The 22,017-nt window shown below is 69.8% G+C and carries 23 protein-coding genes and 1 pseudogene; 13 read left to right on the top strand and 11 right to left on the bottom strand.

Features of this window, described 5'->3' with window-relative positions; translation table 11 throughout:
- Window positions 1-37: 37 nt before the first annotated feature.
- From TR48_RS43180 to TR48_RS13340, 3 genes are all read right to left on the bottom strand, one after another.
- Window positions 38-199 carry a hypothetical protein gene (locus TR48_RS43180; RefSeq protein WP_161789821.1) on the bottom strand — a complete coding sequence of 54 codons (162 nt, stop codon included), beginning with the start codon at window positions 197-199 and terminating at the stop codon, window positions 38-40.
- A gap of 622 nt (window positions 200-821) precedes the next feature.
- The gene (locus TR48_RS13345) at window positions 822-1,088 is read right to left on the bottom strand and encodes a DUF4235 domain-containing protein (protein ID WP_042366551.1); all 267 of its coding nucleotides are present in this window, start codon (window positions 1,086-1,088) and stop codon (window positions 822-824) included.
- A 98-nt stretch (window positions 1,089-1,186) separates the two neighbouring features.
- On the bottom strand, window positions 1,187-1,351 hold the full coding sequence (locus TR48_RS13340) for a hypothetical protein (RefSeq protein WP_042366415.1): 165 nt from the start codon (window positions 1,349-1,351) through the stop codon (window positions 1,187-1,189).
- Between the two features lie 626 nt (window positions 1,352-1,977).
- Here TR48_RS13340 and TR48_RS13330 point away from each other — a divergent pair.
- Window positions 1,978-2,952, top strand: a complete 975-nt coding sequence (locus tag TR48_RS13330; RefSeq protein WP_161789820.1) for a YihY/virulence factor BrkB family protein — start codon at window positions 1,978-1,980, stop codon at window positions 2,950-2,952.
- Window positions 2,953-3,623: 671 nt separating this feature from the next.
- Here TR48_RS13330 and TR48_RS46805 read toward each other — a convergent pair.
- Complete coding sequence (locus tag TR48_RS46805; protein WP_063770977.1) at window positions 3,624-3,998, bottom strand: chaplin; 375 nt, start codon at window positions 3,996-3,998, stop codon at window positions 3,624-3,626.
- A gap of 505 nt (window positions 3,999-4,503) precedes the next feature.
- Here TR48_RS46805 and TR48_RS13320 point away from each other — a divergent pair.
- From TR48_RS13320 to TR48_RS13300, 5 genes are all read left to right on the top strand, one after another.
- Window positions 4,504-5,289, top strand: coding sequence for a ferritin-like domain-containing protein (locus tag TR48_RS13320; protein ID WP_042366437.1), 786 nt, complete (start codon window positions 4,504-4,506; stop codon window positions 5,287-5,289).
- A complete protein-coding gene (locus tag TR48_RS13315; RefSeq protein ID WP_042366435.1) occupies window positions 5,286-6,125 on the top strand; it encodes a ferritin-like domain-containing protein in 840 nt (279 codons plus the stop codon). Before TR48_RS13320 ends, TR48_RS13315 begins: the two co-directional genes overlap by 4 nt.
- Before the next feature lie 280 nt (window positions 6,126-6,405).
- Window positions 6,406-6,672 (top strand): cupredoxin domain-containing protein, encoded by a 267-nt coding sequence (locus TR48_RS45450; RefSeq protein WP_236652125.1) that lies wholly within the window; start codon window positions 6,406-6,408, stop codon window positions 6,670-6,672.
- 99 nt (window positions 6,673-6,771) lie between these two features.
- The gene (locus TR48_RS13305) at window positions 6,772-7,536 is read left to right on the top strand and encodes an anti-sigma factor (protein ID WP_042366433.1); all 765 of its coding nucleotides are present in this window, start codon (window positions 6,772-6,774) and stop codon (window positions 7,534-7,536) included.
- Between the two features lie 293 nt (window positions 7,537-7,829).
- Window positions 7,830-8,195 carry an SsgA family sporulation/cell division regulator gene (locus TR48_RS13300; RefSeq protein WP_161789819.1) on the top strand — a complete coding sequence of 122 codons (366 nt, stop codon included), beginning with the start codon at window positions 7,830-7,832 and terminating at the stop codon, window positions 8,193-8,195.
- Window positions 8,196-8,427: 232 nt separating this feature from the next.
- On the opposite strand, the gene TR48_RS13295 is transcribed toward TR48_RS13300, so the two are convergent.
- Entirely contained in the window at window positions 8,428-8,973 is a 546-nt protein-coding gene (locus TR48_RS13295; RefSeq protein ID WP_042366431.1) for a hypothetical protein, read from the bottom strand.
- A 13-nt stretch (window positions 8,974-8,986) separates the two neighbouring features.
- A complete protein-coding gene (locus TR48_RS44305) occupies window positions 8,987-9,280 on the bottom strand; it encodes a hypothetical protein (RefSeq protein ID WP_042366429.1) in 294 nt (97 codons plus the stop codon).
- A 603-nt stretch (window positions 9,281-9,883) separates the two neighbouring features.
- Here TR48_RS44305 and TR48_RS13285 point away from each other — a divergent pair.
- The 4 genes and pseudogenes from TR48_RS13285 to TR48_RS13270 all read left to right on the top strand — a co-directional run bounded on the left by TR48_RS13285 (window position 9,884) and on the right by TR48_RS13270 (window position 15,859).
- Entirely contained in the window at window positions 9,884-11,560 is a 1,677-nt protein-coding gene (locus TR48_RS13285) for an RICIN domain-containing protein (RefSeq protein ID WP_369405574.1), read from the top strand.
- Window positions 11,561-11,826: 266 nt separating this feature from the next.
- Window positions 11,827-14,274: a non-reducing end alpha-L-arabinofuranosidase family hydrolase gene (locus tag TR48_RS13280; RefSeq protein WP_369405573.1), complete on the top strand. Its 2,448-nt coding sequence runs from the start codon at window positions 11,827-11,829 to the stop codon at window positions 14,272-14,274.
- 141 nt (window positions 14,275-14,415) lie between these two features.
- A pseudogene (locus TR48_RS13275) lies at window positions 14,416-14,889 on the top strand (VIT1/CCC1 transporter family protein); the annotation flags it as partial.
- Between the two features lie 511 nt (window positions 14,890-15,400).
- Window positions 15,401-15,859 carry a hypothetical protein gene (locus TR48_RS13270; RefSeq protein WP_042366536.1) on the top strand — a complete coding sequence of 153 codons (459 nt, stop codon included), beginning with the start codon at window positions 15,401-15,403 and terminating at the stop codon, window positions 15,857-15,859.
- 316 nt (window positions 15,860-16,175) lie between these two features.
- On the opposite strand, the gene TR48_RS13265 is transcribed toward TR48_RS13270, so the two are convergent.
- Window positions 16,176-16,766 (bottom strand): TetR/AcrR family transcriptional regulator, encoded by a 591-nt coding sequence (locus tag TR48_RS13265; protein ID WP_042366426.1) that lies wholly within the window; start codon window positions 16,764-16,766, stop codon window positions 16,176-16,178.
- 85 nt (window positions 16,767-16,851) lie between these two features.
- Here TR48_RS13265 and TR48_RS13260 point away from each other — a divergent pair, with 85 nt between their 5' ends.
- Window positions 16,852-17,769 (top strand): alpha/beta fold hydrolase, encoded by a 918-nt coding sequence (locus TR48_RS13260; protein ID WP_042366424.1) that lies wholly within the window; start codon window positions 16,852-16,854, stop codon window positions 17,767-17,769.
- Between the two features lie 82 nt (window positions 17,770-17,851).
- On the opposite strand, the gene TR48_RS13255 is transcribed toward TR48_RS13260, so the two are convergent.
- Window positions 17,852-18,586, bottom strand: a complete 735-nt coding sequence (locus TR48_RS13255) for an SDR family NAD(P)-dependent oxidoreductase (RefSeq protein WP_042366422.1) — start codon at window positions 18,584-18,586, stop codon at window positions 17,852-17,854.
- Here TR48_RS13255 and TR48_RS13250 point away from each other — a divergent pair.
- Complete coding sequence (locus TR48_RS13250) at window positions 18,585-19,232, top strand: TetR/AcrR family transcriptional regulator (RefSeq protein ID WP_201777116.1); 648 nt, start codon at window positions 18,585-18,587, stop codon at window positions 19,230-19,232. The genes TR48_RS13255 and TR48_RS13250 overlap by 2 nt on opposite strands.
- The gene (locus tag TR48_RS13245) at window positions 19,229-19,822 is read left to right on the top strand and encodes a YdeI/OmpD-associated family protein (RefSeq protein ID WP_042366421.1); all 594 of its coding nucleotides are present in this window, start codon (window positions 19,229-19,231) and stop codon (window positions 19,820-19,822) included. Before TR48_RS13250 ends, TR48_RS13245 begins: the two co-directional genes overlap by 4 nt.
- A gap of 235 nt (window positions 19,823-20,057) precedes the next feature.
- Here TR48_RS13245 and TR48_RS13240 read toward each other — a convergent pair whose 3' ends face one another.
- From TR48_RS13240 to TR48_RS13230, 3 genes are all read right to left on the bottom strand, one after another.
- Window positions 20,058-20,426, bottom strand: a complete 369-nt coding sequence (locus TR48_RS13240) for a low affinity iron permease family protein (protein WP_042366419.1) — start codon at window positions 20,424-20,426, stop codon at window positions 20,058-20,060.
- 638 nt (window positions 20,427-21,064) lie between these two features.
- The gene (locus TR48_RS13235) at window positions 21,065-21,505 is read right to left on the bottom strand and encodes a peptidase inhibitor family I36 protein (RefSeq protein WP_052442644.1); all 441 of its coding nucleotides are present in this window, start codon (window positions 21,503-21,505) and stop codon (window positions 21,065-21,067) included.
- Between the two features lie 49 nt (window positions 21,506-21,554).
- Window positions 21,555-21,971, bottom strand: coding sequence for a peptidase inhibitor family I36 protein (locus TR48_RS13230; protein WP_052442643.1), 417 nt, complete (start codon window positions 21,969-21,971; stop codon window positions 21,555-21,557).
- Between the last annotated feature and the right edge of the window lie 46 nt (window positions 21,972-22,017).

The following is a 22,017-nucleotide window of genomic DNA, read 5'->3' as shown; positions in this document are numbered from 1 at the left end:
CTCGCTTTGTACACCGCCGCCCAGCCCGCCAGGGCGGTCACCTCAGCCACGCCCCCGGGGCGGAATCGACCTCGCCCAGGCCGTGGCCTTCGCCGCCCTCACCGTGGACCAGGTGGCCGAGCACGTCGACGTCCTGGTCGCCGCCGACTGACTCACCGACACCGCCGTCGGCGACGGCCAGCCTGTCCGGCCTGCTCACCGACCGCGCCCTGCCACGCGGCAGCCGGCCGTAGGCCTTCACCCCCGGCGCGACATCAGAAGCGGGAGCCGAGTGGCCCCGGGGGACTGGAGTGGTGACGCGCAGTGCGCTTGTTCCGAGGAGCTCCCGGTCGGGGCGGCGGGAGATCCGCAACAGCATGGTGCTGTCGGCGCTGGCCGCGGGGGCCGGCGCCGTCGATGCCCTCACTCTCCTGGCGATCGGTCATGTCTTCTTTGGCGACGGCAAACTTGGATGTGATCGCTCTGCCTGAAGTCTGGAACGGACTGCCTGAACTGGGTCATCCCCGCAGCCCTGCTGGTCCCAGCGGCGCGCATCACTCGCTGGTATCCCCTACGCGAGGGCGCAGGACAGCCAGGCGCGCACGGTCTGATGATCGGATGAGCTGGATCGGAACACCCGGTCGGCCGATGGGCCCCGGGCCCTGCGGGACAGCTCGTTTCGCTGCAGTCAGCGTGGGCGGCGGTGGCGTCCGGTGACGCTGCGGCGTGTGGCGGTCAAGGTGGCGGCCAGGAGCAGCGGGACCAGGAGCAGGATCTCGGCGGGGGTCATCGCCGGCTCCGCTGCTTGTTCGTTCGCAGGCGGCATGGGGCGGTCGGTCGCGTCATTGGGGCCAGGTTCCGGTCAGCCGTTTGACGGTGGTGGCGCCCGCACGGCCAACGGCGGCCTTGGCCAAGGCGAATACCGCGCCCTGCAGGGCCGCGGCCGCCAGCACTTCGCCCCAGGAGCGGTCGGGTTCCGTCGCGACGGGCGGCTCGCTCCCGCCGGATGCCGCGCGCCACACGCGCTTGGTCACCGCTCCCGCGGCAGCGCCGGCGGCGAGGCTCAGCAGCAGCCCGACGGGCTTGTACGCCAGCTTGACCGCGTTCATCGCCTGCTCCCATTCCTCGCCCGCCGTGACACCGGTGGTGGGCGGGAGCCGCACACGTGTCCGGCTCCCACCCCGCACCGGGGTTGCGCTGAATCGTGCTACCAGCGGTACCAGCGGCCGCGGGATTCACCCGCGCCGCGGAAGAAGAACCCGGCAACCCACAGCACCAGCACCACGATCGCCACCCACCAAAGGATGTGCACCGCGAAGCCGACCCCGCCCAGCAGCAGGGCGAGCAGCAGAACCAACAGCAAGGGACCCATGTCGTATCCCACCTCCTTGAAGCCGCATCTGCCCCCGGACCGCCCGGGCATGCGCGCCGTGTCGCAGCCGGTCGTGACCCGTTCGGCCCAGCCGGGTGCGTGCACTGCGCCTCGGCGGGTTAGACGAGAGGGGACCGAGCACCCGCGCACCGACGGAGAGGGGACTCGTGGGCAGGAACACCAGAAGGCAGCCGAGGGCCGAGACGCTCGCGAACGCGGCTGCCAGCGGCGTCGACACCCTCGTGGCGCACTCCGATCAGGCGGCGCACACGGCCCGTGCGGTCGCGGCCATCGGTATTCACAAGGCCCAGGGCGCCGCGGGATTCCAGGATGTGGCCTCGCCCCCGGCGTCGGCCTCGTCGACCGCGCCCGCAACCTGCTCACCGCCCGCGGACTCTAGCCGCCCCGGCCCGTCAAGGGCTCCCCGGGCCGGGGCGGACGAGGCCGAGACGGCTTTGCGAAGATCGACGGCACCCGCACACCGCCTGGACGCCGTTGGCCGCCAGGCGGCCCTGGAGCCGGCGGCCTGACCGGCTTCGATTCCCGGCGCGGCACCGCACCGTCCGGCGCGCTGGTGCGATCCACAATCGGTTGAGGGTGCTTCGCAGGAAAGTGGGTGCGGTGGCGTGAACGTGTTTGAGCGGGCGCTACGGGCGGTGGACGGCTGGCAGCAGCGCCGCCGGACTCCGGGGCTGGTATTCGGGGTGATCAAGAAGTTCGGTGACGACCGCGGTGGGCAGCTGGCCGCTCTGATCACCTACTACGGCTTCGCCGCCCTGTTTCCCCTCCTGCTGCTGCTGACCACATCCCTGGGCTTCTTCCTGCGCGGGAATCCTCAGCTTCAGCAGCGAGTACTGAACTCCGCCCTCGCGGACTTCCCCGTCATCGGCGACCAGCTGCGGACCAACGTGCACTCCCTGCACGGCAGCACCTGGGCCGTGGTCATCGGGGTGCTGGGGCTGCTCTACGGCTCTCTCGGCATCGCCCAGACCCTGCAGTTCGCCATGGCGCAGGTGTGGAACATCCCCGGCGTCAAACGGCCCGGCTACTTTCCGCGCCTGGGCCGCTCGCTCGCCCTGGTCGCCGTGCTCGGAGTCGGGCTGCTGGCCTCCTCTGCAGCCACCGGCGTGGTCGCGTCCATCGGCGCGGGCCCTGCCGTCACCGTCGGCGGCCTGGCAGCCTCGGTGGTGGTGAACACCGGCCTGTACCTCGCCTGCTTCCGCATCCTGACCCCCAAGCAGATCCACTGGCGCTGCCTCGTACCCGGCTGTCTCTTCGCCGGACCGGCCTGGACGGTCCTGCAGGCCTTCGGCGGCGTCCTGGTCGCCCACCAGCTGCGGCACGCCACCGCCGTCTACGGCCTGTTCGGCACCGTGCTCGGCCTGCTGTGGTGGATCTACCTCGGCGCCCAGCTGACCGTCTACGCCGCCGAAGCCAACGTCGTCGTCAAGCGACGCCTGTGGCCCCGCGCCATCGTGCAGCCCCCGCTCACCGAAGCCGACCAACGCGTCCTGGACGACATCGCCGAACAGGAAGAACGCCGCCCCGAACAACACGTCGACAGCCGCTTCCCAAGCGAATCGCCGGACTCCGACACCTGACTCGCCCCAGGGGCGCCGCCCCCCGGCCCGGCAGCGGCTGATCCGGCTCACCCCACCACAGCGACGCCCACTCCAAACGGACGCGCGGGGCTGGCACGGCTGAGAACGGACATGAGGCCGACGTGAGCCGGCCCGCGCCCCAAGCCCGACGACCACACCAGGAAAGCCGGTGTGACCCGGAACCCGGGCCACACCGGCGACGGGGCCGCGCCCCAGGAGGTGGAGCCGAGCGCGGCCCCCAGCCCGGCGTCCCTCACACCAGACCACAAGCGCCTAACCTCCCCCGCCCCACCCAAACGCCGAATCCCTGCTCGTGCACCATCCGGGCAGATGTGCCTACCTGTTGGACGTCTTGAAGACGGGGGCCGGCTGCCGTTGGGGTCGCCCGGCTTGCCGGTCTCTGGTCAGCGGGGGACGCGGTGACGAGGTCGGGGTGCTCCTCGACGGCCACCGGCTGGGAGTACTCATGCAGGGAGGCGGACGTCACTGGGGGGCTGGTGGCGCAGGACCAGGTAGCGGCCGGCTTCGGAGCCGGGGCAGATGCACTTCTTCGGCTGTGTCTCGGCAGGGCCTTCGTCCACGCAGACCCACCCGGGACGCTGATCGCGTCCGGTGACCCGCCGTCTGGTGGGTGAGAGTCCACTCACCCACCAGTGGGTCAGCCCTGGCCGTCAGCCACAGTCGTCATTGTGGTCGCCCCGCTGCTCCTGCCGCCCGGCCTGGTCCTGGCCGCCCATGTGCTGGTGCCAGGCCGAGCCGTCCGTGTCCAGGCCGTGGTGCTGCTCGCCGTGCTCGACACCCTCCTCGCCGTTGGAGCAGCGGTTGCCGAACGCCGGGTTCAGCGCGCCGACCACGTTCACGGAGTTGCCGCAGAGGTTGATCGGGATGTCGACCGGGACCTGGATGAGGTTGCCGGACAGGAAGCCGGGCGAGTTAGCCGCTACCCCGTTGGCGACCGCCCCGTCAGCGGAGGCGACGCCCGAGGCGCCGAACAGCGCTGCCCCGGAGACTGCCATCAGAGCCAGTGCCTTGCGGATGCTGTGCACGTTTCGTCCTTCGAATCGAATACGTCGGATACCGGTGCTGGTGTTCCCGGCAACCCATGACGTGGACCATTCGCCGCCGAGCGGGCGTTGGCCGTCTCCTGCTCGCTGACTTCACCCGCGCGGTCCATGACCATCGCTCACCTGCCCCAATCTCTCTCGCACGCCCAGCATCTGCGCCGAAAGCTTGTGTGAAGGTGCGCCTGGTCCTCGCTGAGCGAGTCTCTCGGGCGGCCGACTGCGGGCCCCCGGCACCCACACCTGGAGGGGTCCCGTATGCCTTCCCGAGGCAGCGGTCACGGAGTGTGGGGTGACTTGCCACGGAGCCCGGGGCGTCACGAGACCGGGGCTGGCTCCCATCAGCCGTCAGTCACCGGGCGTTGCCTCACTCCCACGGGTGGCCTCTGGACACTGTCGGGGGATCTGACCCATCCGCCCCGGCGCCGGTGCCGAAGGAGGGTCAGATGCCCGTGACGAGCGGGCAGCGAAGGAAGAGAGATGGGGCGTGATGGGCGAGGAGCACATCGACACCCGGTTGCTCGCGGAGCTGACCGAGCAGTCGCAGGACCTGAACAGCGATGCGGTGCGGATCACCCGTGAGGCGCTGGACGACTTCGCGCAGGGGCAGGAGCCGCGGCGGTGGTGGCAGCGGCGGGGCACGACGGCCGCCGTCGCCGGTGGCGCGGTGCTGCTCGGTGCCGGGCGCGCGGCGGCCGCGAGCGGCAGCGGTGATGACGTGATGGCGCTCCAGACCGCCGCGTCGATCGAGAACCTGGCGGTGAGCGTCTACACCACCGCCGCCGGTCTGCCGTTCATCAAGGACGGCAACAAGACGGTCGCCGCGTTCATCGCGAAGACGACGAGCCAGCACCAGGCCCACGCGCAGGCGTTCAACGCCGCGGCGACGCAGGCGGGCGGGAAGGCGCAGAACAGCCCGGACCCGAAGTACGCGGCGATCGTGAAGCAGATGCTGCCTTCGATCAAGGGCCCGGCGGACGTGGTGAAGCTGGCTATCACGCTGGAGGACGTGGCGGCGCAGACCTACACCAAGAACGTGGCGCTGGTCTCGGACCCGCAGTTGCGTAAGCTGTTCGCCTCCGTCGCCCCGGTCGAGGCGCAGCACCGTGCCACGCTGCTGGCCGTGCAGGCCCTGCTTGCCGGCGGCGCACCGCAGTTGATCACCATCCCGGTGGATCCGGCCAAGCTGCCGGCGGCGGCTGGCAGCGTCGGGTTCCCCGACGCCTTCTACCCGACCAAGGACGCGTCGCCGATCAACGAAGGAGCCGTTGCGTGAGCGACAGCCGTGGCGGCTGGGAGCTGCCCATCAGCGAGCGCGAGCTCACCCGACTCACCCGGGACCTGGCCGAGGCCCACCAGACCTACCTGCCGGCCATGCATGCCTCCGCAGCCGAGCTGACCGAGCAGATCCGCGACCAGCGGGCCGCCGAGACCCGCGGGGAGGCGCCGCTGCCCGGCACCGCGTCGCGGCGCCGGTTCCTGCTCGGAGCCGGCGGCGTCGCGGCCGCGTTCGCACTGGCCGCCTGCTCCAGCTCCGGAAAGACCACGTCCGCGGCGGGCGCGAGCGGTGCCGCGGGCGGAGCCGGATCCGGCTCGCCGGGGAGCATGTACACCGGAGACCTGCAGGTCGTCGCGCTCGCCACCGCGCTGGAGAACCAGGCCGTCGGTGCCTACACCGCCGCGCTGGCCGCGGCGAGGGCGGGCAAGCTCGGCACCGTCCCGCCGGCGGTGGGCACCTTCGCCCAGACGGCGATGAGCCAGCACGCCGACCACGCCAAGGCCTGGAACGCGGTCCTGACCGGCGCGGGCAAACCAGCCATCAACGACGTCCCGCTGTCGAACCAGCCTGCCACCTTGCAGGCCCTCGGTGCGGTCACGGACGTCGGCGGGGTCGCGAAGCTGGCGCTGATGCTGGAACAGCAGGCCGCGGAGACGTACCTGTTCGCGACGTACAACGTCACCAGCCCGGGCGGGATCGCCACGGCCGCGTCCATCGCGCCGGTCGAGGCGATGCACGCCGCGATCCTCAACTACGTCCTGGGCCAGTACCCGGTCCCGGATGACTTCCTGCCCGTCGACGAGGCCGCCTCCCCGAGCCTGCTCACGGTCTAACCCCCAGATCGGGCCGGACTCCTGTGGGCAGAGCCGGCCTCCGGTGGCTGCCGCCTTCCTGTAGTGCGGCAGCCCACCACCCCCCTCGGCCCCCTTTCCACCACCCGATTTGGGAGTGCTCCCCATGGCGCAGCGCCATGCTCGCACCTGCACGCTTCGCACCGTCTGTGCGGTCACCGCGACGGTTCTCGTTCTTGTGCTCAGCGCCTGTTCCGGCAGCGGGCACGCCGCCGCGTCCCCTTCGCCTCCCGCGGCTGGCACCACCGAAGGGACGGGCGGAGTGACGGCGACGGGCAGCGCGCGGATCGTCGTCGACAACTTCGCGTACCAGCCGATGGCACTGACCGTCGCACCTGGGCAGACGGTCACGGTCGTCAACCACGACTCCACCGCCCACACCCTGACGGCCACCAGCAACCACGCCTTCGACACCGGGCGCATCGACGCAGGTGCGACCGGCAGCTTCACCGCCCCGACGACGCCCGGAAGCTACTCCTACATCTGCACGATCCACCAGTTCATGCACGGCACCGTGACGGTCCGCTGATGATCACCGGCCGGTCCCTGAACGGCGCCGTGCGGCCACGATGAAAGCACGGATGCGCGACGGTCTGATCCGGATGCGCGACTGCCTGGGGGTGACCGCATGACCAGCGCCGACCTGCACATGCTCGCCGGAGCGCACGCGCTCGGCGCGCTCGAGGACCACGAGCGCAGCGCGTTCGAGGACCACCTGACCAACTGCGAGGCGTGCTCGGCGGAGGTGGGCGAGTTCCTGGCCACTAGCGCCCGCCTGGCCCTCGCCTCCGCGGAGCCTCCGCCCGCGGCGATGAAGCATCAGGTGCTGCACCGCATCGCCCAGGTACGGCAGGAGCCGCCCAAGGTCGACCTGCCCGCACCGCGCCCCCACCGCTCCGCGTCCGTGGTCAGCCGCGGCACCGCTTTCGCGCTCGCCGCGAGCATCGCCGCCGCCGTCGGGCTGGGCTGCGTCGCCGCCTGGCAGTACACGCAGGCGCAAGACGCCCGCCACCACGCCGCGCAGACAGACGCCCAAGCGGCGCAGATCGCGGCCGTGCTGTCGGCGTCCGACGCCGAAACCGTGGTCGGCAACGTCGGCGGCGCCGGCCAGGGCGCCCGGGCCGCCGTGGTCGCCTCGCGCAGCCAGAACAGGGCCGTGTTCCTCACCACCGGCCTGCCGGCCCTTCCCTCGGGCAAGACCTACCAGCTGTGGTTCAACGACGCGGGAGCGATGCGCCCCGCCGGCCTGGTCGCCCCCGGAGCCGCCAACCAGACGGTCCTGCTCAAGGGCCCGATCGGCCCGGCCCAGGGCATGGGCATCACCGTCGAACCCGTAGGCGGATCGGTCCACCCCACCACCGCCCCCATCGCACTGATGACCTTCCCCACCTGACCCCTCAAGCGCCCGCGGCGGTTCGACCGCGGCGTTGGCACCGCCTCCTGAACCCGCCACCGAACCGGGGCCCCAGTTCACCCCCCGCGCTGGGATGCCCGACCACGTCCGCCCCTCCGCCCCTCCCGCGGTGCCGGACTATCCGAAGGGGCGAATCCCCCTCCCGCCGCCGGGACCCACCGCGACCCATCCAGACACGGATTCGCACCGAATCATCCGTGACGGACTCTCGAGGAGGCCTCCCAATCATGTGGAGCCGGAGCAAAGACCTACTGACGTGCCAAATCACCGCCGTGCAGATCGACGACCATTGCGTGCCCGCCCGGATCGAACTCGACTACACCAGCAGCAACGCCTACGCGGTGAGCCTGCACCTGGTGTCTCCGCGCCCGTGTACCGCCCCGGAGTGCTGGGAATTCGCCCGCGATCTGCTGGCCGAGGGCATCACTCAACCGGCCGGCCTCGGCGCCGTACGCGTACGCCCGCTGACCCAGGACTGGATCACCCTCGACTTGGTCGACGCCCACGGTTCCGCGATCCTCGTCATCGCCACCGATGACATGCGGGCCTTCCTCGGACAGACGTACCGACTGGTTCCCCCAGGACAAGAATCCTTCACCCTGGACTGGGACGACGCGCTACGGCAGCTCACCCGCTAGCACCCGCGGCCACACCGCGCCCCGGTCTACGACGGCCGCGAACTCAACGCCGCGTGCTCCAGGCCCAGCCCGACTGCTTGCAGCGGCCGGGCCGCTCCCGTGACGTTCGACGTCGAGCAGGGCCAGAAGGGTCCGCAGGCCGCGAACGTCGTCCGTGGCTGACAAAACGTCGCGACAGGCTCCGGCGTCACCACGGTGAGGTCGGAGCCTCCTGCCCTGTCTGCGCTGCCGGTCAGCCCCAGTAGCCCGCCGTGCCCCCGCATCTGTGGTAAGTGCCGGAGCTCCACAGGGCATTGCCGGAACCGTCGTAGATGACGAAGTTGCCATCCACCTGCACGATGGCCTCGTAGGCGTTCGGAGTGTTGGTGTTCCACGCCGGGGTCTGGGACCCCGTGGACTCGTTGAAGTTCCAGATGGTCATGTTGCCGTTCCTCTGGAACTGCACCTTCCTGTAGTTGGACGACTGCTGGCTCCAGCTCAGGTTGGTGCCTGTGGCCCAGACAGCGCTGCCATCCGCGACGCAGTACAGGACAAGGTTGCCGTCCGTCTGCATCTTGAGCGTGATGGTGGGGCTGTGCCACTCCATCGTGGAGGGGGTATTCGAGTTCGGGTAGAAGGTGTCGTTGAAGTAGATGGTGGTCTGGTTGTTGCAGCCGCTGCCGCCGGTGCAGCCGATGGTGGCGCTGGCGGTCCCTGCCGCGGCGAACATGGCGCCGCCGGCGAGCGTGAGTGTGGCGGCGGCCATCGCGGCGGCCCGCCGGGTACGGAGCTTGAGCATCGTCGAGTCCCCTTCACGTTGAGCGAACGCGTGTCCGCGTGCGCCTTGCCCGAGAACGATCCGCCGCCGGCTGGTGTTGGGGCCAACGATTCGGGTCTGCCCGAAACGAGCCTGCTTGCGATGCGGTCCCCCGGTTATGGGCCAGGACGCGGTGCGCGTCGGCCCCGAACTCGACGGTGCCTTCCAGCGCGGTCCACACGGTCACGTAGCGCTCGATCTCGGCGGCGCCGACCGGGCGCAGCTCGGCGCCGATCGACTCGACCATCACGAGCGCGTCGTCGTAGATCCAGAAGCCGTGAGACGGCACGACGGGCGCCCCGCGACGGTACTCAGCCCCTTGCGGTCCAGCCGCTGGAGGTGCTCCCCCTCGCCGCCGTATTCGGCGGCGGTTCCCGGACGACCGGTTGTCGCGACGCCCGCCTCCTGTGGCGCGGCGGGGTGAGCAAACCCCTGCTGGGTTCGATCACCGATCACCTGGGACGCCGCCCGGAGCGGAACTCCCCGCCGTGCGGCCGGTGCCGCGCCGGGCGACGGCCGCACGGCTCCCGATGCCCACTGTCTACCGGTTGACGGGCCGTCGGCGGAGTTTCGCCCCGGCAGCCGCCCCGCCCGACGGCGTGATCGCGGGCCGGCGCGAGGCACCCGAAAAAATCTTCGCGGTCGGGGCAACCTTTCCGGGGGCGGTGACAACTGGGTGGTGTCCGGACAAGCGGTCTGGTCACAGGCACGGCTGAAAGAGAGCATCGACATGGCCCCTCGCCCATCCACGTCGCCGGAGGCGTCGCCCGGCGGCCGCGCCCGCCATGGTCGCGCGTCGTTCCGCTCGCTCCTTCCTGGGCAGCGGCAGACGCGTCGCGGCCTTCGGCTGTACCGGCGTCGGAGTTTCTGGGCGGCCGTCAGCCTGGCGGTCGTGGGCGGCTCCGTGGTCGCGATCAACACGGCCTCAGCGGACACCGTGGACACGAACGCCTGGTACGTGCTGGTCAACCACAACACCGGCGAGGCCCTGGACGACCTCGGCTACGCCACGAACGACGGTGCTTCGGTGGTGCAGTGGAGCCGTACCGGCGGGACCAATCAGCAGTGGAAGTTCATCGACTCGGGTGACGGGAACTACCGCCTGCAGAACCGGAACTCCGGCAAGGTGCTGGACGATTACCAATGGTCGAAGACCGAAGGCTCCCAGCTGGTGCAGTGGCGAGATCTGAACGGCGCCAACCAGCAGTTCCACCTGGAGAAGTCGCCGGACGGCTACGTGCGTCTGATCAACCACTTCAGCGGCAAGGCGGTCGAGGTCCCGCTCGGCTCCAAGGCCGATGGGGGCCACATCGCCCAGTACCACGACTGGAACGGCGCCAACCAGCAGTGGCAGCTCGTCCCGGCCGACAGCGTCAGCGGCACCGGGACCCCGGGGAACTCCGGCAGCAGCGCCACACCCACCGCGCCCGCCACGCCGAGCGGTACCCGCCCGACGTCGGCGCCGCCGACCTCCGCGGGCGGCGGCAGCTCGGCGAAGCGTTTCATGGGCAGCAGCACGGTGCTCATCGGCGGCTCGATGTCCGACGCCTCGGCGGCCGCCGCGCCGTTCGACGTGCGGTACGCCTATGTGCACAGCCAGCCCGCACCCTCGTCGGACTACTACTCGGCAGCACGCTGCCACGACGGTTGGTCGGGCTGGTGGGGCTGCTGGAACGGCAGCACCACGGCGCCCGGCACCTACGTGACCTGGCGGGACAGCGTGGCGGCCCAGGCGACGTACAAGGGCAGCCCGCGTCCGCAGAAGATGCTCTGGACGTGGTACTCGCTGCGCGACCTCGGGGACGCGGCGGGCCAGGGCGACGGCCCGGGCGAGGTTCAGGCCATCAACAGGGCCGACCTGCTCACCCGGTACCTGAACGACTACCGCTTCTTCCTCCAGAAGATCGGCACCTCGCACGACATGATCGACCTCGAGCCCGACTTCTGGGGCTACGTCCGGTCGCTCGGCGACCCGCGCCAGGTGGCCGCGCAGGTCACGGCCGCGGACCCGACGGACTGCGGATCGCAGCAGAACAGCGCCGCCGGCCTGGCCCAGTGCCTGATCTCGATGGCGCACAAGTACGCGCCGAACACCGCCGTGGGTATGCACCTGTCCTGCTTCGACTGGCAGCAGAACACCCCGCAGTGCGTCAAGGACTACGCCCACCTCGGCGCCCAGAACGCCGACTTCCTGGCCACGGACGTGTCGGACCGTGACGCGGGCTGGTACGCGCAGCCCGCCCACGGTGGCCTCGACAAGTTCTGGAACGACCAGAAGGCCGCCGCCCAGCTGGCGTTCTACAAGACGATGGCCGAGTCCGTGGGCAAGCCGGTGGTCCTGTGGCAGATCCCCGTGGGCAACATGGCGCAGAACAACACTCTCAACCACTACCAGGACGACAAGGTGGACTGGTTCTTCGCGCACATGGACCAGGTGGCCAACGCGCACATCGCCGGTCTGCTGTTCGGTCCAGGACAGCAGGAACAGACCTCGGTCGAGACCGACGGCGGAAACCTGATCAGGAAGACGATCGCCTACGACAACTCGGGCGGTGTGGCCCTCAAGTAGGGGTGCGGTGCGGACCCGGCCTCGCCCGCTTTGACGGGGCCGGGTCCGTTCACTTCGTCAGGCCGAGGACTGCTCGGCCGGTGTCCAGCGCTGTCGTCAGTGGACCACGGCCGGAGCGGACGTGACGCAGCAGACCACTGTGCTCGCCCCCATTTCCCACCCGACAACGGGTTTCTCCCAGAACTCGGCAACCTTGACGGCCCCGGCGGCAACTGAGGGGTAACCGGGGCCGAGACCAAAGCCCACTGAGTCAGAAGGACAAGTCCTTGCCAGATCAGAACCGCTCTCATCGCCGCCGTCCGGCAACCCGCCGTGCGCTCACTGCCGCCGTGGTCCTCGCCGCGGCAGCTGCTGCCGTGCCGCTGGTCGCCCAGGCCTCACACACGTCGAACCCCGGCACGCTGGGTGCGGCGGCGGCCGGCAGCGACCGCTACTTCGGCACGGCCGTGGCGTCGGGCAGGCTCGGCGACTCGACGTACTCCACCATCCTCGACCGGGAATTCAACATGATCACCCCGGAGAACGAGATGAAGTGGGACACCACCGAACCCTCCCGCGGGTCGTTCAACTTCGCCCCCGCCGACGCGATCGTCAGCCACGCCGCCGCCCACGGCCAGCGCATGCGCGGACACACACTGGTCTGGCACTCCCAACTGCCGAGCTGGGTCAGCTCCATCACCGACGCCACCACCCTGCGCAGCGTGATGGACCAGCACATCACCACCGAGATGACCCACTTCAAGGGGAAGATCTACGCCTGGGACGTGGTCAACGAGGCCTTCGCCGACGACGGCAGCGGCTGGCACCGCAGCTCGGTGTTCCAGAACGTGCTGGGCGACGGCTTCATCGAGGAGGCCTTCCGTACCGCCCGCAAGGCCGATCCCTCGGCCAAGCTCTGCTACAACGACTACAACATCGAGAACTGGTCCGACGCCAAAACCCAGGGCGTCTACCGCATGGTCAAGGACTTCAAGTCCCGTGGCGTGCCCATCGACTGCGTCGGCTTCCAGAGCCACTTCGGCGCGAGCGGCCCACCGGCCAGCTTCCAGACCACCCTGTCCTCCTTCGCCGCGCTCGGCGTGGACGTCCAGATCACCGAACTCGACATCGCCCAGGCCTCCCCCACCGCTTACACCGACACCGTCCAGGACTGCCTGGGCGTCGCCCGCTGCGCCGGCATCACCGTGTGGGGCATCCGCGACAGCGACTCCTGGCGCACCGGTGAGAACCCGCTGCTGTTCGACGGCAGCGGCAACAAGAAGCCCGCCTACACGGCGGCGCTCAGCGCCTTGGACAGCAGCAGCGGCACCGGCGGCGCCACACCGGGCGGGGACATTGCCTCCGGCGCCGTCTACACGCTCTCCAACCAGGCCGCCGCCGGACGCGTTCTCGACGAGTACCTGGGACAGAACGGCAACGGCACCCCGCTCCAGGTGTGGGACGCCAGCGGCGCCTCCAACCAGCAGTGGCGAGCCACCAAGATCGCCGACGGCTCCTACACCCTCACCAACGTCGCCAGCGGTCGGGTCCTGGACGAGCCGGGCAACCAGACGGGCAACGGCACCAGGATGGAGGTCTGGGATTCCAACGGTGGTGCCAACCAGCACTGGAAGGCGGCCCGGAACAGCGACGGCTCCTACACTCTGACCAACGTCGCCAGCGGCCGGGCCCTGGAGACCCCCGGCAACCAGACCGCCAACGGCGCCACCGTCCAGGTCTGGGACTCCAACGGTGGTGCCAACCAGCACTGGACCTTCAGCCCCTCCGGGTCGTCCATCCCGACGACGCCCGCACCGACCGGCGGCACGTGCGCCCTGCCGTCGACGTACCACTGGACCTCGACGGGTGCGTTGGCCCAGCCGGCGAACGGATGGGCCTCGGTGAAGGACTTCACCGACGTCGTCTACAACGGCAAGCACCTCGTCTACGCGTCGAACGTGTCGGGCTCGTCGTACGGCTCGATGATGTTCAGCCCCTTCACCACCTGGTCGGACATGGCGTCCGCGCGCCAAACCGGGATGGGCCAGGCCGCGGTCGCGCCCACGCTGTTCTACTTCGCCCCCAAGCACCTCTGGGTGCTGGCGTCCCAGTGGGGTGCGTCGCCCTTCGTCTACCGCACGTCGAGCGACCCCACCAACCCGAACGGCTGGTCCGCGCCGCAGCCTCTGTTCACCGGCAGCCTCCCCGGTTCCGGCACCGGCCCGATCGACCAGACCCTGATCGCCGACGGCCAGAACATGTACCTGTTCTTCGCCGGTGACAACGGCCACATCTACCGGGCGAGCATGCCGATCGGGAACTTCCCGGGCAACTTCGGCTCGTCCTACACGACGGTCCTGAGTGACTCCACGAAGAACCTGTTCGAGGCGCCCCAGGTCTACAAGGTCCAGGGCCAGAACCAGTACCTCATGATCGTCGAGGCCCGGGGGGCGAACGAGCAGCGCTACTTCCGCTCCTTCACCGCCTCCAGCCTGAGCGGCTCATGGACCCCGCAGGCCGCCTCCGAGAGCAACCCCTTCGCGGGCAAGGCCAACAGCGGCGCCACCTGGACCAACGACATCAGCCACGGTGACCTGGTCCGCAACAACCCCGACCAGACCATGACCATCGACCCCTGCCACCTGCAGTTCCTCTACCAGGGCAAGGCCCCCACAGCGAGCGGCCCCTACGACCAGCTGCCGTGGGAGCCCGGCGTCCTGACCCTGCAGCCCTGACGGTCCCGACAGCTTTCTGCTGTCATCATGCCGCGCCGAGGGCCCCGGCCGCGCGGTGGTCGGGGCCCTGGCCGGCCGGCACCGCGGTGACCGCCGACCGCCTCCTGGACATCCTCCTCGACGGCCTTCGTCCCCGAAGGGAAGGGGGCTGAGCCGGCCGCGCTGGCCCTGGAACGTAGTGAGTTGGCAGCGACTCCGGAGGCTGAACTGGAAGAGCTCACCGGCCTCTACGTGGCAAAGCGACTGACTGGTGAGCTCGCGCGCGCAGTCGCAGTGCAGCTGACGAAGCACGACGCGCTGGCCGCGCACGCGGAAACGGTACTCGGCATCGACCCGGAGGAACTGACCGATCCGTGGCATGCCGCCGGCGCCTCGTTCCTCGCTTTCACCGTGGGGGCGTTGCTGCCGCTCCTGGCGATCGTCCTGCCGCCCTCGTCCGTGCGGGTGCAGGTGACGATGGCCGCAGTGATTGCCGCACTCGTGCTGCCGGGGTGGCTCAGCGCGCGGCTGGGCGGGGCCAAAGTGGGGCCGGCGGTGGGCCGGAACGTGCTCGGCGAGGCCATCGCGATGGGCATCACCTATGCGGGCGGGGCGCTCCTTCACGCCGCACGATGACCCGATCGCCCCGCACAGGGGCGAACGGTGGACCGAGACAGGGAGGCGATGCGGGGACGTTGCAGGTGAGGCCTTGGCCGCCGGTGAGGGTTGGGCTGCGGTCACGGGTTAGACGCTTGTCGCTGGCATTCCGCTCGTGTGACTTTGACGGTGAGGTGCATCCGCATGGTGATCAAGAAGCTGCACGAGATGGGGTTGAAGTCCGAACGCGCCTACAACGCGGGCCTGGCCTCGATCGGCTTGTCGTTCACGTCCGTCCTGGATGGCGTCGGTCAAGGCCGAGGCCGCCGGGACGGATCGGGCCGACAGGTGGGAGATCTTCGTGGGCGAGTAGGAACCCACAGTCCTGTGCCTGGACCTGGCGCTGTTCCCGTACGAGCAGGCCACTCCGACAGCGCCTGACCGGTGCGGCCTGACACAGAGTCCGGAACGCGTTGCGCCGCGCCGCCCGTGCGGGCCCGAGCCCGCGTTCTGGGCGGCCGACCGACCCAAGCCGAAAAGGGTGATCATCATGACGGACAAGGCAACGGACGCTGGCGCCCGTCAGCGGCCGGCCGTGAGGCATCAGCGGCCCGAGGGAGTCAACGACACGCAGGTGAGCGCCCTGGGCAAGGTGTCCGAAGCCCTGGAAACCACGATCCGGGCCCGGGGGCACCTTTACTCGTTCCATCAGCTGACCGGTCATGCCGACCTGCTGCTGGACCAGGCCGTGAGCGAGCTGCGCGAGGCCGGCCACCAGGACCTGGCCGACCTGCTGGAAGAAGAGATCATCGGGCGCAACGTCCTCGACGGGCGCTGGACCTTCCAGATCGTCGAAGAGTACGACCAGACCTACTACGAGCCCTTCGTCCAGGCCGAACGCACCATCCGCGAAGAGATCGCCCCGGGCCGCACCCACGTGTACGAAGCCGAGATGAAAGAGGGCCGGCGCACCGCCGGCCATCCCCAGCACACTGCCCGCCCCCTGTGAGCCCGCGACTTGATGCTGGACGATCACGGCCTGGCAGCCGCGCAGCGCGGCGGCGGGCAGGATGGCCGATGCGTCCGTGCGGGATCTGCGCGCAGCCTTGCCGTTGACGGCCAAGCGGGTCAGTGCCTCGCCGGGTTCGTCCACCGGGTCGGCGGAGTACCGGCCGAGCCAGGCGCCCACGGCGTGGCCGCCCGGACGTGCGAGGAAGTCGTCCCAGCGTGGAGGCGTTCGGCGAGCTGGAGGCCAGCCCGAGCTGTCCGCGCAGGCTCGAGTCGGTATCGGCGGCGTAGCGGGCGATGGTGGGCTGATATGCCGGCTATCCGACCGGTCTCAGCGCCCGCGCGAGCGCGTCGACGGTCACACCGACGATCGCCCGGAGTTGCTCCGGGCTCGATCCGGCCCTGCCCATCACCGCGAGAGACTGGTTCACGGCCGCTACATGTACGGCGAAGTCCTCGGCGTTCTCGTCGGACATTCCGCCGGCCTTCAGTGCGGTGCGCAGGCGCGGGCGCTGGAGGCCGAACAACTCTTTGACGCGCTCTGCGACGCTCGGGCTCAGCGCCGGACTCGCCATGACCGACTGGGCCATCAGGCATCCGTCGGGAACGGCGGGGTCGGCGATGCGCCCCAGGGTGACGTCGAAAAACGCACGGACGGCGGCGACGGGGTCCTCGGCCGCGCACGAGAGGGCGGCATCGAACTTGTCGCCGTAGCGCGTGGCGTAGCGATCCAGGCAACGAAGGAAAAGCGCGTCCTTGTCGCCGAGCGAGGAGTAGATCGAGCTGCGGTTCAGGCCGGTCGCCCGGGACAGGTCGTCGAGCGAGGTGTCAGCGTAGCCGGAGCGCCAGAACTGGATCATCGCGGCGTCGAGCACCGTGTCCATGTCGAACTGCTTCTTGCCTGCCATGCGACCCATCCTCCCATCTTGGACTGATCAGTTCAAGACGTGCTAGCGTCGAATCACGGTCCAGCCGCCTCGATGGAGGATTCCCATGACCAACCCCGTCCCCGCCCTGCCCCTGCAAGACCTGGCCGGATTCACGCACCGCTGGGTCGACGCCGACGGCGTCCGCCTGCACGCCGTCGAAGGCGGCCGGCCGGATGGACCGGCCGTCGTCCTGCTCACCGGGTTCCCGCAGACGTGGTGGGCCTGGAGAAAGGTCATGCCTGCTCTCGCCGATCGGTTTCGGGTCATTGCGATCGACCGGCCGGGCCAGGGCAATTCCGAGCACCCAGAGCTCAGCTACGACACGCACAAGGTCGCCGCGCTCATCCAGGCCGCCGTGCACGCTCTCGGCGTGCGGGACTACTGGCTCGCCGGGCATGACATCGGCGCCTGGGTGGCCTTCTCCCTCGCCCTGAACTACGAGAGCCGACTGCACGGGGTCGCGCTGCTCGACGCCGGAATTCCCGGTATCACCATGCCGGAAGCGATCCCTCTCGACCCGACCGTGGCGTTCAAGACCTGGCACTTCGCGTTCCACGCGGTGCCCGATCTTCCCGAGACGCTGATAGCCGGCCGCGAGCGGGAGTACATCAGCTGGTTCCTGAAGACCAAGTCCCTCGCGCCCGACGCGTTCGAGGAAGCAGAGCTCGACCACTACGGCGCAGCCCTGGCCGTCGATGGCGGCCTGCGCGCCGGCCTCGCCTACTACCGCGACGCCGCCGAGTCCGCGCGCAAGAACCGCGCGGCACTCGAGCAACGGCGACTGACCGCGCCCGTCCTCGGAATCTCCAGCAGCCACGGTTCGATCCCGGACATGGCGGCGTCCATCAGCCCGTGGGCCGAGAACGTGACCGGCGTCATCGTGCCCGACGCCGGTCACTACATCCCCGAAGAGCAGCCCGAGGCCGTCGTCGCCGCCCTCACCGACTTCTTCAGCAACCCCTCGCCGCGTTCACCGAGTTGACCGACCGCCTCGACCACGCCCGCAGAACCCGGCGCTGACAGCGCACCCCGCACCCCGCACCCCGCACCCGGAGGGTCCGCGTCTACCAGGCGAGCGGCGCGGTGTCGCGGAAGAAGCCGCCGCGTGGTCCGTTGTCGGGGAGGGTGGCGGCCCAAACGACCCCCTGGGCGCTGTCCTGGACCGACCGGGCGCCCATGGTTTCCGCCCCCGGCCAGGTGGCGGTCAGGTCGGGGCAGACCGCGTTGACCACCACAGAGGTGTCGGCCAACTCGGCGGCGAGTGTGGCGGTGAGAGCATTGACTGCGGCCTTGCTGATGCCGTACGAGGCCGCAGCGCCCTTGCGTGCAGTGAGACCGAACTGCGGATCGGCGTGGGAGCCGGCGCCGCTGGAGATGTTCACGATGCGCGGGTGGGGACTTCGGCGCAGCAGGGGCAGGAGGGCCTGGGTGAGGCGCCAGGTTCCGAACAGGTTGACGTCGAACACTCTTCGGGCGGCGTCCAGGTCGGCGCTGGTGGCCTGTTCGGTCCAGTCGACGTAGGCGGCGGCGTTGTTGACCAGGATGTCGAGGCGGCCTGGATTGTCGGCGAGAGCCGCAGCGCAGACGTCAACGGTGTCGGGGGCGGTCAGGTCCAGGCCGTGGGGCAGCGCGTGCAGCCCGGGGTGGTGTTGGGCGGCTTCGGTCGCGTGCTCGGGTTTGCGTGAGGCGATCCAGACCTGGGCACCGGTGTCGGCCAGCTGGCAGGCGACTTCGAGGCCGAGGCCTCGGGCTGCCCCGGTGATCAGGGCGACGGGTGCGTCGGCATCGTCAGGGTTCATGACCGGCTCCCTTTGGTACGGTACGGTCCGTATCATTAGCTTCATGGTCACACAGACGCGGGTCCGGCGCAGCCGGGAGGAGCGCGAGCAGATGGTGCTCGACGCTGCGCAGCGGTTGTTCTACGAGCGCGGCGTGCACGAGGTCGGGATGGACGAGTTGATCGGCTCCAGCGGTGTGGGCAAGGCGAGTGTGTACCGGCTTTACCCGACCAAGGCGGAGCTGATCGGCGCCTACCTGGACCGCCTGTCCGACACGATCCTCGCGTTGATCGACGACGAAGCGGCCCGCCACGACCCCGCGGCGGCCTTGCACGCGGTCGTCGACGCGATCGCACAGGACCTCGGACAGCCCGGGTTTCGCGGGTGCCCATTCAACAACGCGAGTATCGAGTTCCCCGAGCCGGGCCATCCGGCTCGGCGGGCCGCCCGCGACTACCGTGCCCGGCTTCGCGAGCGGCTTCAGAGCCTGGCCGCCCGCTGCACGGACGACGAAACGGGGCGGGCACTGGGCGACGAGCTGGCCGTCCTCATCGACGGTTGCTACACCAGCGCGGCCCACCTCGGCCCCGACGGGCCGGCCGCGGCCGGCCTGCGTCTGGCGCACCGGCTCATCGACGACCACGCGAGCGGACCGACGACACCATGAGCGACAGCTACGAGCACCTGACCGTGACCTCCCGTCAGGAACTTCGGTCCTGGCTCGCGGCCCACCACGCCACCTCACCGGGCGTGTGGCTGGTCACCTGGAAAGCCGGCAGCGGCCACCCTCGGGTCCCCTACGCCGACATCGTGGAGGAAGCCCTGTGCCAGGGCTGGGTCGACAGCCGCCCGCGAGCTCTCGACGACCAGCGCTCCCAGCTGCTGCTGACCCCGCGAAGGGCGGGCAGCAACTGGTCGCGCGTCAACAAGCGCCGCATCGAACTCCTGAGTGCGCAGGGGCTGATGCAGCCCGCAGGGACCGCGGCGGTCGACCGCGCCAAAAAGGACGGAACCTGGACCGCCCTCGACGCGGTCGAAAACCTCCTCGAACCCGACGACCTGCGCACTCTCCTCGACGCCGAGGCCGCCGCACGCGCCAACTGGAACAGCTTCCCGCGCTCCACCAGACGCGCCATCCTCGAATGGATCACGGCGGCCAAGACACCGGCGACCCGCGAACGCCGCATCCAGCAGACCGTCGCCGAAGCCGCCGTCGGACGACGCGCGAACCAATGGCGCCAGCCCAAGGGCACTTGATCCAACGGAGTCCCCCGCCGACAAGCGCGTATCCAGCGGCTCGTCACGTGCTGACCTTGTTCTCGCTTGCAGCCTCTTGGCGACCGCACCAGGCCCCAAAAGCTCGCCTGCATGAGGGGCGATGGCCGGAGAAGCGGCCACCGCACCCCGGCAGGTCAGGCCCTCACCGGCAGCGCCTCAGCGGTGGGCGGGTCCAGAGCGACCCCGCCGGCCGTCGGCCCGAGCGTGGCTGCGTCTACAGGTCCTCTTCCGCGCGGATGGCCTCTTCCAAGGCCGTGCGTGCGTCGCGGTCTCTTCCTTCCTTCTCTTCAAGCATCGCCGTGGCGAGCGCGTCGAGCTTGCGTTGGATCGCGTACTCGGCCCGGCGTTCGGAATTCTTCAGCAGCGCGAGGAGCAGCAGGGTGACAGCGGTCATGACGTCGCCCGCGGCGAGTTGCGCCGCGAGCGACATGCCCAGCGCGTGGACGGCGACGAACGCCGCGACCAGCAGTACGCAGAATGCGGAGAACAGGCGAGAGGCAGTGAAGTTGGAGGCGTGTTCCGCGAATTTCTCGAAGCCGGCTCCGTTCCGGCCGTCCCGGTCCGATGGATGTTTGACATACATGGCACGCCGTTACCCCGGTGTCGTGGTCCCACGCGGACGGCACAGACGTGTGACGTTGTTCATGATCACGACTACCGGCTCGTGAAGGTCCTTACCGGGCACTCGTTCCATACCCCCCGCGCACACCCGGTGCATCAGCTCATTCCGAAAAACTGCGCGTTCAGGTGACCGCTCAGCCGCCCGTCGGTGGCTGGCCCGGTCACACGGCCGTCGCCTCAGATCGCGCTCCAAGCCCGTGCGGCGACTGCTCGGCGCACAGCCTCCCAGGACAAGTCGCAGCACCGGGGCGTCCGCCGTCGCTTCGAGCCGTCCGCGGTCCAGACGTAACGCGGTGAACGCCATGCCCCCAGCGTCTCGAAGGAGACGACGGCACGGAGGTCCGACAGTGAACCGTCAGGAGTGGTCGGCCTCCAGGAGCGCGCTCGACTGCGAGGTCGGGCGGCTCCTGGTCAGTCAGAGCTGCCCCGGAGCCGCTGCCGTGTGTCAGCGATCCGCCGCCGCACGGCAGTGTTGGGTGACACCGCAGGTCGAATCCCAAATGCTCGGCCACGGCGGGGACTTGGGGTGTGACCTATGGCGATCCTCACGTCCCCGGCCTTGCGGTGGCCCGGTAGGGGGCGTTGGATCCAACGGGTCCCTCAGTTGATGAACATCGCGACGTCTTCGTTGTGCGCGGCGCTGGGCAGGCTGCCGGCGTATCCCGGGGCGATGGGTATCCCGCAGTTCATGTTGTCCGGCGGGGGCGCGGGGACACAGATGTTCCACGATAGGGAGGTGTTGTTCACGACCGAGGCCGCGTTCTTGTAGACGGTCTGGCCGTAGCCCGAGCCGTTGCCCCAGTCCCGGAAGAAGTACTGGCTCAGGTCGCTGAACGAGCCAGGGCTCCAGTGCTCGAACGATCCCCAGCCCACGCCGGGAGAGTTGTAGTACAGGCAGAACGATCCGGACGGGCAGGCCTCTGCGCCGCCTGGCCCGGCGGCGTAGGCGGGCGTGGTCGTGCCGAGCAGCGTCACGGCCGCCGCGACGGCGAGGGCCGAGGCAAACCCGGTGGTGCGGCGGCTCAGTTTGATGGTGCGCATGTCTCCTCCGGTTCTGTGGCATTGCGCGGGTGGCAGCAGTCGTGCTGATTCACGAGCTGTACATCGACCACTCGGCGTTGGCGATGCCGCTCGGGAGGACGCCCGCGTAGCCCGAAGCAACGGTGTCAAGGACGGTTCCGTGGGCGCTTGTGGCGTTGTAGATGGTGAGTGTGGTGGCGGTGTTGTTGACAACGGACGCGGCGTTGCCGCCGACCCGGACGCCGTACCCGGATCCGTTGCCCCAGTTGCTGAAGGCGAACTGGCCCAGGTCGTCGTATCGGCCGGGGCTCCAATGCTCGAAGGAGCCCCAGCCGTACTGGGGGGAGTTGAAGTACAGGCAGATGCTGCCGCTGGGGCAGGACTCGGCACCGCCGGGGCCGGCGGCGTAGGCCGCACCCGACGTTGCGAGGAGCACGGCCGCCGCCACACCGGTTGAGGCGATGCCGATCGAGAACGTTCGTTTCATGGGGTCTCCCGTGGTCGGTGCTGATGACCTGCTGGACCGCGTGTGA

This window comes from Streptacidiphilus neutrinimicus, assembly GCF_000787815.1.
In the GTDB taxonomy this organism is placed as follows: domain Bacteria; phylum Actinomycetota; class Actinomycetes; order Streptomycetales; family Streptomycetaceae; genus Streptacidiphilus; species Streptacidiphilus neutrinimicus.
The sequence above is the reverse complement of the archived record's forward strand: the minus strand, read 5'-3'. Positions and strand labels throughout refer to the sequence as shown.

Excerpts from the sequence above, each read along its gene's own strand:
- TR48_RS13345 (WP_042366551.1), bottom strand. The coding sequence starts at position 1,088 with ATGAACGCGGTCAAGCTGGCGTACAAGCCCGTCGGGCTGCTGCTGAGC.
- TR48_RS13340 (WP_042366415.1), bottom strand. The coding sequence starts at position 1,351 with ATGGGTCCCTTGCTGTTGGTTCTGCTGCTCGCCCTGCTGCTGGGCGGG.
- TR48_RS13320 (WP_042366437.1), top strand. The coding sequence starts at position 4,504 with ATGGGCGAGGAGCACATCGACACCCGGTTGCTCGCGGAGCTGACCGAG.
- TR48_RS13305 (WP_042366433.1), top strand. The coding sequence starts at position 6,772 with ATGACCAGCGCCGACCTGCACATGCTCGCCGGAGCGCACGCGCTCGGC.
- TR48_RS13295 (WP_042366431.1), bottom strand. The coding sequence starts at position 8,973 with ATGCTCAAGCTCCGTACCCGGCGGGCCGCCGCGATGGCCGCCGCCACA.
- TR48_RS13270 (WP_042366536.1), top strand. The coding sequence starts at position 15,401 with ATGACGGACAAGGCAACGGACGCTGGCGCCCGTCAGCGGCCGGCCGTG.
- TR48_RS13265 (WP_042366426.1), bottom strand. The coding sequence starts at position 16,766 with ATGGCAGGCAAGAAGCAGTTCGACATGGACACGGTGCTCGACGCCGCG.
- TR48_RS13260 (WP_042366424.1), top strand. The coding sequence starts at position 16,852 with ATGACCAACCCCGTCCCCGCCCTGCCCCTGCAAGACCTGGCCGGATTC.
- TR48_RS13250 (WP_201777116.1), top strand. The coding sequence starts at position 18,585 with ATGACCGGCTCCCTTTGGTACGGTACGGTCCGTATCATTAGCTTCATG.
- TR48_RS13255 (WP_042366422.1), bottom strand. The coding sequence starts at position 18,586 with ATGAACCCTGACGATGCCGACGCACCCGTCGCCCTGATCACCGGGGCA.
- TR48_RS13245 (WP_042366421.1), top strand. The coding sequence starts at position 19,229 with ATGAGCGACAGCTACGAGCACCTGACCGTGACCTCCCGTCAGGAACTT.
- TR48_RS13240 (WP_042366419.1), bottom strand. The coding sequence starts at position 20,426 with ATGTATGTCAAACATCCATCGGACCGGGACGGCCGGAACGGAGCCGGC.
- TR48_RS13235 (WP_052442644.1), bottom strand. The coding sequence starts at position 21,505 with ATGCGCACCATCAAACTGAGCCGCCGCACCACCGGGTTTGCCTCGGCC.
- TR48_RS13230 (WP_052442643.1), bottom strand. The coding sequence starts at position 21,971 with ATGAAACGAACGTTCTCGATCGGCATCGCCTCAACCGGTGTGGCGGCG.